The sequence below is a fragment of the Vibrio sp. 10N.286.46.A8 genome, assembly GCF_041470165.1.
Taxonomy (GTDB): domain Bacteria; phylum Pseudomonadota; class Gammaproteobacteria; order Enterobacterales; family Vibrionaceae; genus Vibrio; species Vibrio tasmaniensis_A.
The window spans coordinates 1-10,026 of sequence record NZ_JBFRLX010000075.1 but is presented as its reverse complement, the minus strand read 5'-3'; the positions used below and the strand labels follow the sequence as shown (position 1 = coordinate 10,026).

The window sequence follows — 10,026 nt, the reverse complement described above, 5'->3', positions numbered from 1 at the left end:
CATATGCGTTCCTTTTTATTATCTGCTCATTAAAAGCAGATTGATTCGAAAGCTATTAATAAACTAATGCTAATTAACAAACAACCTTAACTGCCAAACCACCTTGAGATGTCTCACGATATTTAGCGTTCATGTCTTTACCGGTTTCTAGCATTGTTTCGATAACTTTATCTAGAGAAACAGTAGGAGCAGAAGAGCGACGAAGTGCCATACGAGTCGAGTTGATTGCTTTAACTGCAGCAATACCGTTACGCTCGATACATGGAACTTGTACTTGGCCAGCAACTGGGTCACACGTTAGACCTAGGTTGTGCTCCATGCCGATTTCTGCAGCCATACATACTTGCTCTGGGCTACCACCCATAAGCTCAGCAAGACCAGCAGCAGCCATAGAACACGCCACACCAACTTCACCCTGACAGCCAACTTCAGCACCAGAGATAGAAGCGTTACGCTTGTAAAGACCCCCGATCGCGCCAGAAGCTGCGAAGTAACGGATGTAGTCTTTCTCTGTCACTGTTTGAATGAACTTATCGTAGTAAGCCAATACAGCAGGGATGATGCCACATGCGCCGTTTGTTGGTGCCGTTACTACACGACCGCCAGCTGCGTTCTCTTCGTTTACTGCGAAAGCAAACATGTTCACCCAGTCAACAACCGTCATTGGATCGTTAGTTGTTTTTTCTGACGTGATCAGTTGTTGGCGAAGTGCTGCTGCACGACGAGGTACACGCAGTGGACCAGGCAGGATACCTTCAGTATTCATACCGCGATCCATACACTCACGCATCGTTTTCCAGATGTTAGCGAAGTAAGTGCGAGACTCTTCGTCTGAGTGGAAAGCCGCTTGGTTTTTCATAACCAGTGTACTGATAGAAAGACCACTTTCTTTACACTGATTAACCAGCTCTTCCGCTGTTGTGAATTCGTATGGTGCTTTAATTGGGTTTTCTTCTTCTTTGCCGAAGTTCTCTTCGTCAACGATGAAACCACCACCAATTGAGTAATACGTTTTTGAATATGCGACTTCGTCATCAACCCAAGCATGAATGCTCATGCCATTCTCGTGTAGAGAAAGGTTGCTAGTGTGGAAGTTCATTCCGCCGTCGCGAGGGAACGAAACAGTATGACAGTGCATACCGACAGGTAGACGTTCAGTTTCTTCTACTCGAGCAATGAAGCCTGCAATAGAATCAATATCAACACGCTCAGGAGTATTGCCAGCAAGACCCATGATGATTGCGATATCTGTGTGGTGACCTTTCCCTGTCAGTGATAGTGATCCATATACGTCCACGGTGATTTTAGTGATGTCGCGCAATTTTCCCATTGAACGTAGGTCATCAATAAATTCTTTACCCGCTTTCATTGGTCCAACTGTATGTGAGCTCGATGGACCAACACCGATTTTATAGATATCAAATACACTAATCATAGCGATTACCTCAAAAAGAGAGCCTCCCAAGGGGAGTAGGGAGGCTCATTTATTATCATTATATTTTTTGTCTAACCTCGCCATATAAGATGAATGTCATCTTATAAAAAGGGCTTGAGATTAAAGAGCGCCGTAGATTACAGAACTAATAGCCGCTAGACCACATAAAGCTGTAAAGATTTGCACAGGTGCTGAAGTTTTGTACTTAGCCATAGCTGGTACTTTGTTCATTGCGAATACAGGCATTAGGAACAGGATAGCTGCAATCATTGGAGCACCCATTGTTTCAATCATACCTAGGATGCTTGGGTTAACTACCGCAACAATCCAAGTTGTAACAACGATGAACGCTAGAGAAGCTTTCTCAATCGTGCTGATTGAAGAACCAGAGCGAGACTTGATTAGGCCAACAAGACCTTCATGAGCACCTAGGAAGTGACCGAAGTAGCTAGAAGTGATTGCTGCGAACGCCACTAGAGGACCCATGTAAGAGATAAGTGGAGACTCATGAACGTTAGCTAGGTAAGAAAGAACCGAGATGTTTTGAGATTGCGCTGTTGCTAGTTGCTCTGGAGATAGAGAAAGTACTACAGAGAATACGAAGAACATTACAAAACCCATCAGCATCATTGCTGCGCCGCCAGTGATCGCGTCAGTTTTCTTAACCGCGTCTTCACCGTACACACGACGTTGCTCTTTAGAGAACTGTGAAATGATTGGGCTGTGGTTGAAAGAGAACACGATGATTGGAATCGCAAGCCAGATAATAGAAGGCATTGCTGACCATTCTGGGCTTGTTTCCATCATTGAAGTGTTCCAATCAGGAACTAGGTAGAAAGACAATGCTAGTAGGATGAATACTAGTGGGTAAACCATTGCTGAAGTTGCTTTAAGCATCAGTTCTTTACCGAATACAACACCTGCTGTCATAGCAAGGATAAGTGCACCAGAAAGAAGAGGACGAGGAATAGATTCCATGCCCATTTGGTTTACTAGGAAAGAGTCAACCGTGTTTGTGATACCAACACCGTAGATAAGAACGATTGGGTAGATAGCGAAAAAGTAAGCGAAAGTAATAAGGTTCGCGCCAGTCTTACCGAAGTGTTCTTCAACTGTGTCTGTAATATCTGCTTCAGGGTTCTTAGAAGACAGTACGAAACGAGCTAGAGATTTGTGTGCGAACCAAGTCATTGGTGCCGCGATTAAAGCTAGGATAACTAGTGGCCAAAAACCACCCGCACCAGCTTTGATTGGAAGGAATAGTACACCAGCGCCAACTGCTGTACCGAATAGTGATAGACACCAGGTAAAATCTTTATAGTTAAACTTGCTTGTATCTGTAACGGCATTTGCCGAAGAAGTTGTTGTGTTCATGTTAAATTACTCATTTTTTGGGAACAGGAAATAAGTCGGGGCTAATTCTGCAGAATTTTCTTCTACAAAAAATAGATCTAAATCATGTAATGAAACGGCGTGTCACATGATATGCGAAAAACGGATTTTTGATCACGAAAATAGCGTGCCACAGGTGATTTATGCTCATGCTTGCTATTAGTTTATCTTATGCGAAAGGCGGGGTTGTACAGAATTATACCAGGGAAACGTTTGCGTAAAATTGGATTAATAAATCTGTTCCATGGAAAAGGCTGTGTTTGTTAACAAGGATTAAACAAAACGTAGTTTCTATGTAATTTGTTGCACTACGTGTTGCTGCAGTGATTGGATGATTTGAGCTGTAACGCCCCAAATTAGGTGCTCTTGGAAGGGCATGGCAAAAACACGATGCTTGATTTTTTTTAAGTTAACAGTGTGGCTGTGTAACTTGGCTTGGTCTAAAACATAGGTGGCGGGCACCTCAAAAATCGAAGCAACTTCGTTCTCATCGATGATGGGTTTATAGTCCGAATCGACCACTACAACAATCGGTGTAACTAAAAATTTACTAATGGTACTCAAAGTAGGTAATTGCCCAACAATTTTAACCTGATCCGATCGAATTCCGACCTCTTCGTGAAGTTCTCTAAGTGCGGTGAATTGCATAGAAGGATCGGAGAGTTCGTGTTTCCCTCCAGGAAAGCTGATTTGACCAGGGTGATGTTTTAAATGAGCGGCTCTTTTCGTAAAAATAACATGTAAACCATCCTCTCGTTCCACTAAGCCGACTACCACTGCTGCTTTACGCAATTGATCGTCATTGATATGTGAAACGCGCTCAACGGATTCTGGGTGATAGCCAACGGTAGAGTTGAGCTGGAATTGTTGAAGGAAGTTATCTTTGTTCATATAAAGCCAATATATTGATTATTATGATTTTAAGTATAGTCATAACCGTGTGTTGATTACCAATTTCGAATTTGCCTTCACTTTCCTCCGTTAGTACCGGCAATAACTGGAAATAAGAAGGGACTGGGTAGCGGCGTTTTTCAAGGTAAATGTTCCCAATCTTCTAAGAGTGACGGATTTTGCTATATTTGAATATGTGTACTTCTACTAGTAAGCGTTATCCATGTCATAAATTGGGTGATGAAACGTACATTTTCTGTTTAAGAATTTGATAACAATGACTTAGTGGACCATTCTAAAAAGAAATAGAAGAAAAGGTATGAAATGAAAGGAATCATATTCACCGAATTTTTAGAGCTTGTTGAAGACAAGTTTGGGTTAGAGCTTTTGGAAGAAGTTCTAGAGATGTCAGAAGATGAAGGGATCTACACATCAGTCGGAAGTTACGACCACAAAGATCTTGTTCGATTGATTATAAACTTGAGTAAGAAAACCGATATTGATGCAGCGAGCCTGCAACGTGTTTTTGGACAATCGGTTTTTAAGAACTTACTGGCCTCATTACCGAATAAAGCGAGCCTCGCCCATAGCAACACCACTTTTCAATTTATTCAGCACGTAGAGCGTTACATTCACGTAGAAGTGAAGAAGCTCTACCCAGATGCTGAGCCTCCACAATTTAGCTTTATCACCACGACCGAAGCGCAACTTGTTTTTGACTATAAAAGCGCACGATGTATGTCTCACGTTTGTTTGGGATTAATCGAGGGGTGTGCTGACTATCATGGTGAAACCATCGTGGTAGAAATGACACCTCAGAATGATGACCAAAGTGTGGTTAGGTTTAATCTCAAAGTAGAAAAGTGATATGGATCTGGCATCTGCCCAAGAGAAAAAACTGAAACGTCAAATAGCAGCACGGAAAGCGGCTGAAGCCTTGTTGGAGCAAAAGAGTCTCGAACTGTTTGAGGCCAATCAACAGCTTGAACTTGCGTTGCGCCAATTAGAAAAGCGTTCAAATGCGAATATTCGACGGATCGAATTCCAAGAACAAATCGACAACCTGTTGATTGATTTCGGACGCGCGTTTCTGAGGAGTGATCTCGATGACGTGATGTTGTCCCAATTGACGGCGAGTGTAACTAACAGTTATCTAATTGAAGCCAGTCGCTTGGTTTTACCCCCCAATCTAATCCCTCAGTTACAAACCCATGACTATGGTGATGAAACAGTCGAGGTAATAGAGAAAGACATTCAAGAACCTCATTGGCAAGGTTGCTTGCTTACCGTGCCATTAGAGGTCGAAAAAGTGATTGTGGGCGCGTTAATCGTTCAGGTCAGGTTGTTAGATCAAGACTACGAATTCATCCAAAGCCAACTGTTGTTAGTGACGGACCTTATCTGCAGTGCGTTAACTCATCAACTTGCGATTAACCGAAATATTGAATCACGTAAGCGAGCAGAAGAGTCGGAAAGGGCAACACGCGATTTTGTCGCGATGATTAACCATGAATTGAGAACCCCACTCAATGGTCTTCTTGGTAGTGCAGAGTTGATAAGCGACACCGAACTGAGCAGTTCTCAACGTGAGATCGTGAATAACTTGAGCCAATCCGGTGAGTTTCTTAGAACCATCATTAATGATCTTCTCGATTACAGTAAAATCAATGCGGGTATGCTGGAATTAATTCCCAAGACATTTGCACTCCAAGATTTGAAAAATACCATTGATAGTATCTTTACCAATCGAGCGATTGAAAAGCAGATTCAGTTTGATGTCAATGTAACCGATGGGGTACCCAGTCACTTCTATGGTGACCTAGAGCGTATTACTCAATTGTTCGTGAACTTAATCGGCAATGCAATTAAATTCACCGATCAAGGCCATGTGAGCGTAGAGATAAAATGGCTTAACGACCAATTTATTTTTTCTGTTGAGGATAGTGGCGTTGGTATTGCTCAATCTGCTATTAAGACACTGTTTGAACCTTTTACACAGGCCGATAACTCAAGTAGCCGAAATTACGAAGGGACAGGGCTTGGTTTAGCAATTTGTCGCAAGCTAGCTGCGTTAATGAGGGGAGACATTGAGGTGAGCAGTATTGTTGGTTCGGGTACGACATTTACCATTTCACTCCCTCTTCAAGTTGTCGATACACTGGCTGAGCGCGATAGTGTCGCAAAAGGTTTTGAGTCTGAGGTTGAATTGACATTGCTTAAAGTGCTGGTGGTTGATGATATTAAGATGAACCAGATCATCATCCAACAAATGCTACGCAAATACGAAATAGAGCCAGCGATTGCCGGTAATGGTATAGAAGGTTTGGAATTAGCGTCGAATAATGAGTATGACATTGTGTTTATGGATTGCCGGATGCCAGTCATGGATGGTTTTGAAGCGACGAAGAAACTGCGAAGTTCAGGATATAGCCAACCAATTATTGCATTAACCGCTGGTACGACAAAAGAAGAGCGAGAGTTGTGTATTGAATCTGGTATGGACGATATATTGAGTAAACCCTATACCGCTAACGACTTAGTGATAATGCTGAATAAGTGGGGCTAATAAATATCATTGCCTTTGTAGTGAGTAAATATGCAACGTTATTGATTTGTCTCTAATGTCTTGAGTATATTGTCAATGTAACAAGTGAGCTGACAATGCTATACGTTCACTTACTTTATTGGTCGCTTTTATTAATTATATTAAGGAGGTTTGAAAAACTATAAAAATGGATTCGATATGAAAAAAATGATAGTGACGCTTGCTCTAATTGCACCTTTATCTGCAGTGGCTGCACAAAAAGACCCAAATGGTTTCTATATCGGAGTAGGAGCTGGTTCAACTGAACTTGATGATGGTGGTTTTGGTAAGGCCATAACTCGCAAAACCACAACAACTGAAACTGAATCACCTTCTTATAAACTCATTGCCGGTTATCAGATCAACCGTATTATTGGTATCGAAGGCCAATATACTAAATATGGAACGTCTACAACAAAAGTAGGCAGTTCAAAAGCATTCACAACAGATTTTAGTTCAATTAGCGTTGCTGCGAATGTTGGTTATACGTTCGATATTGGTCTTCGACCTTATGCACTTTTAGGTTATAGCTTTTTAAATTCAGAAATTGAAAACAGTGGTAATAATAAATACTTTGCGACTAAGTCATCAACCGTATCTGGTATAAAAATGGGGGTGGGCGTAGAGTATGCAATTCCTGCTGCACCAGCTCTAGCATTACGTGCAGGTATTGATTGGGAAGCAGCTGATATCAAAGTGAAAGATGAAAAGAACAAAGAGTTATCTAACGTTCACACACTAGGCTCATTCTATTTGGCTACAACATACACCTTCTAGGCTAGTGTTATTGAAAAGCTAAGTAGGTGATTGCCCACTTAGCTTTTTTAATATTAAAGTACTTTCCAGATTGGCTTTTTAGCTGTTTTTAATAACCCGTCTTAATAAATCTAGATTAAATTTATCTATCAGCCAGTACAGGCAATATTCTACTCAGCTTATCAAGAGTCTCTTGGTACTCAGAAGCACAATCACTATCAAATACTACACCTCCTCCAGCCCAAGCATAAAGCGTATTGTTTTCTGCCACTAAGGTACGAATCGTAATGCTGGTGTCCATTCTGCCATTACGGCTGATATAACCAATGCTACCGCAATACGCCGAGCGACGATGAGGCTCTAGCTCCTCAATGATCTGCATCGCGCGAACTTTTGGAGCGCCGGTAATCGACCCCCCGGGAAAGCAAGCCCTTAATAGGTCATGTGCTGAATGATGGACATCAAGCTCTGCCCTTATCGTGCTCACTAAGTGGTGCACAGCAGGGAAACTCTCTATATCGAATAGCTTTGGTACATGAACCGATCCCGGCTTTGCGACTCGGCCAATATCATTACGAAGCAGGTCGACGATCATCAGGTTTTCTGCCTGATCTTTCTCAGCATTCAACAGGTCTTGAGCATTGGCGTCATCAATCATGGAATTTTCAGAACGAGGACGTGTCCCTTTGATTGGCTTGGTTTCAATGGTGCCACTATTGAGCTCTAAAAAACGCTCAGGTGAGACACTGAGAATGGTGCAGCCTGCTAAACGGATAAAACCAGAGAATGGAGCTGAGTTGTACTTCTCTAACTTTTCATAAGCGAGCCATTCACTGCCTTGGTATTGGGCATTGAAGCGCTGAGCAAGGTTTATCTGATAACAGTCACCCGACAACAAGTACTCTTGAACGCTATCGAATTTATTGGCATAACTTTGTTCAGTCATATTGGATTGCCATGGGGTGGTTAATCCAAACTTCTGACGAGCTCGTTCTGTTTGTTCCGCTCTTTCTGCTTGTTGGCTTGGCGATTGTTGTTGAGTTAACCAATCCCAATGGGTATCAATGTTTTGCCCAACAAGGAACGCAGCTTTAAGCTTATGATCAACAATCACAGCCCATTCATACAATCCAACCGCCATGTCTGGTGCAGAAATATCACGCTTAGCAAGAGAGGGAAGAGCTTCTACTCGTCGCCCTAAATCGTAACTAAAATACCCTAAAGCACCACCAACGAAAGGCAGTTCAGGGTGCTCACTGATTGCGGGTAGTAATTGCTGCTGATATTGGTCGAGTAGTTCGAAAGGGTCTGACTCTGAAACCTCGCACGTCTCATTAACATTGACGGTCGTTTTCGCACCGATTGTCTCGAAGGTGGCGATGGGTTGAGCAACTAAAATGTCGTATCGACTATCGACGTGGCTTTCTGAGGCAGAGCGTAATAGCATTGCCCACGGCACGCTTTCAATATGAGAAAACAGCTGTTTAGCTAAAGTTGGTTGATATTCAAGCGGCTTGATTTGGATAGAGCGAAATTCGTTGTTATTCATTTGTTTAATTTGTGACAAAGAGTTCGATCACTGCATGGCGTGTGAGAGGAAGCAAGAGTATCATAAATTGAAAATAAAATGGGTTCTTGATTAGAACGGAGTAATCCAAGTGGTTTAGTTTACAGCTATGCAAGCGATTGCTAAAGCAACTAAATACAGCTCAACACAATAAAAAGCTAAACCATCTAATCCGATTCGGCACACATAGCCAAACGATGAACCCACATGGAACCAGAACAATAAAGAGGCATGCAATGACGGTTATTCGTAAGCAAGATGTGATCAGCAGTGTCGCTGACGCACTTCAGTACATTTCTTATTATCACCCTTTAGACTTTGTCCAAGCCCTAGAAAAAGCGTACGAGAAGGAAGAGAGCCAAGCAGCTAAAGATGCTATTGCTCAGATTCTTATCAACTCGCGTATGTCTGCGGAAGGCCATCGTCCAATTTGTCAGGATACGGGTATTGTTACTTGTTTCGTGAACATCGGTATGGATGTTAGGTGGGAAACGGATCAAACAGTACAACAGATGGTTGATGAAGGCGTTCGTCAAGCTTACAACAATCCAGATAACCCATTGCGTGCATCTGTCCTAATGGACCCTGCAGGTAAGCGTATTAATACCAAAGACAACACACCAGCGGTTGTTCACATTAATATGGTTCCAGGCAACAAAGTTGAAATTCAAATCGCGGCAAAAGGCGGCGGTTCTGAGAACAAAACCAAGATGGTTATGCTGAACCCTTCTGATGATATTGCAGAGTGGGTAGAGAAGACGCTACCAACAATGGGTGCAGGCTGGTGTCCACCGGGCATGCTAGGCATAGGCATTGGTGGTACGGCTGAGAAAGCCGCGGTACTCGCTAAAGAATCTCTGATGGAACACATCGATATCCAAGAGCTTATCGACAAAGGCCCAGAGAACGCAGAAGAAGAGCTTCGTTTAGATATCTTCAACCGTGTAAACAAACTGGGCATTGGCGCACAAGGTCTTGGCGGTCTAACGACTGTGGTTGACGTGAAAATCAAAACAGCACCAACGCACGCAGCCTCTAAGCCTGTTTGCTTGATCCCGAACTGTGCGGCAACGCGTCACGTACACTTCACTCTAGACGGCAGCGGCCCTGCAGAGCTAACACCACCTAAGTTAGAAGAGTGGCCAGATATAACTTGGGAAGCAGGCGCAAATACACGCCGTGTTAACCTTGATGAAATTACTAAAGAAGACGTTCAAGATTGGAAGACCGGCGAAACGGTTCTTCTATCAGGAAAGATCTTAACGGGTCGTGATGCAGCGCATAAGCGTATTCAAGGCATGCTTGAAAGTGGTGAAGGTTTACCAGAAGGCGTCGACCTGAAAGGTAAGTTCATTTACTACGTTGGCCCTGTTGATGCTGTGGGTGATGAAGCGGTAGGTC

General features: G+C 42.8%; 8 protein-coding genes. 4 read left to right on the top strand and 4 right to left on the bottom strand.

Features of this window, described 5'->3' with window-relative positions:
- Positions 1 to 73 precede the first annotated feature (73 nt).
- From AB4232_RS09025 to AB4232_RS09015, 3 genes are all read right to left on the bottom strand, one after another.
- Positions 74 to 1,435: an L-serine ammonia-lyase gene (locus AB4232_RS09025; RefSeq protein WP_009847036.1), complete on the bottom strand. Its 1,362-nt coding sequence runs from the start codon at positions 1,433 to 1,435 to the stop codon at positions 74 to 76.
- Positions 1,436 to 1,555: 120 nt separating this feature from the next.
- Positions 1,556 to 2,809, bottom strand: a complete 1,254-nt coding sequence (locus tag AB4232_RS09020; protein WP_009847035.1) for an aromatic amino acid transport family protein — start codon at positions 2,807 to 2,809, stop codon at positions 1,556 to 1,558.
- A 309-nt stretch (positions 2,810 to 3,118) separates the two neighbouring features.
- On the bottom strand, positions 3,119 to 3,718 hold the full coding sequence (locus AB4232_RS09015) for a CoA pyrophosphatase (RefSeq protein ID WP_009847034.1): 600 nt from the start codon (positions 3,716 to 3,718) through the stop codon (positions 3,119 to 3,121).
- Between the two features lie 324 nt (positions 3,719 to 4,042).
- On the opposite strand from AB4232_RS09015, the gene AB4232_RS09010 reads away from it, so the two are divergent.
- The 3 genes from AB4232_RS09010 (at position 4,043) to AB4232_RS09000 (ending at position 7,079) form a co-directional block, all read left to right on the top strand.
- Complete coding sequence (locus tag AB4232_RS09010) at positions 4,043 to 4,585, top strand: heme NO-binding domain-containing protein (protein ID WP_017096742.1); 543 nt, start codon at positions 4,043 to 4,045, stop codon at positions 4,583 to 4,585.
- Between the two features lies 1 nt (position 4,586).
- Complete coding sequence (locus AB4232_RS09005) at positions 4,587 to 6,284, top strand: ATP-binding protein (protein WP_009847032.1); 1,698 nt, start codon at positions 4,587 to 4,589, stop codon at positions 6,282 to 6,284.
- A gap of 177 nt (positions 6,285 to 6,461) precedes the next feature.
- The gene (locus AB4232_RS09000; protein WP_009847031.1) at positions 6,462 to 7,079 is read left to right on the top strand and encodes a porin family protein; all 618 of its coding nucleotides are present in this window, start codon (positions 6,462 to 6,464) and stop codon (positions 7,077 to 7,079) included.
- A gap of 121 nt (positions 7,080 to 7,200) precedes the next feature.
- On the opposite strand, the gene pabB is transcribed toward AB4232_RS09000, so the two are convergent.
- On the bottom strand, positions 7,201 to 8,607 hold the full coding sequence (gene pabB / locus AB4232_RS08995) for an aminodeoxychorismate synthase component I (protein WP_372086960.1): 1,407 nt from the start codon (positions 8,605 to 8,607) through the stop codon (positions 7,201 to 7,203).
- Positions 8,608 to 8,861: 254 nt separating this feature from the next.
- On the opposite strand from pabB, the gene AB4232_RS08990 reads away from it, so the two are divergent.
- The coding region (locus AB4232_RS08990) for a fumarate hydratase (RefSeq protein WP_372086959.1) at positions 8,862 to 10,026 on the top strand (1,165 nt) is incomplete at its 3' end.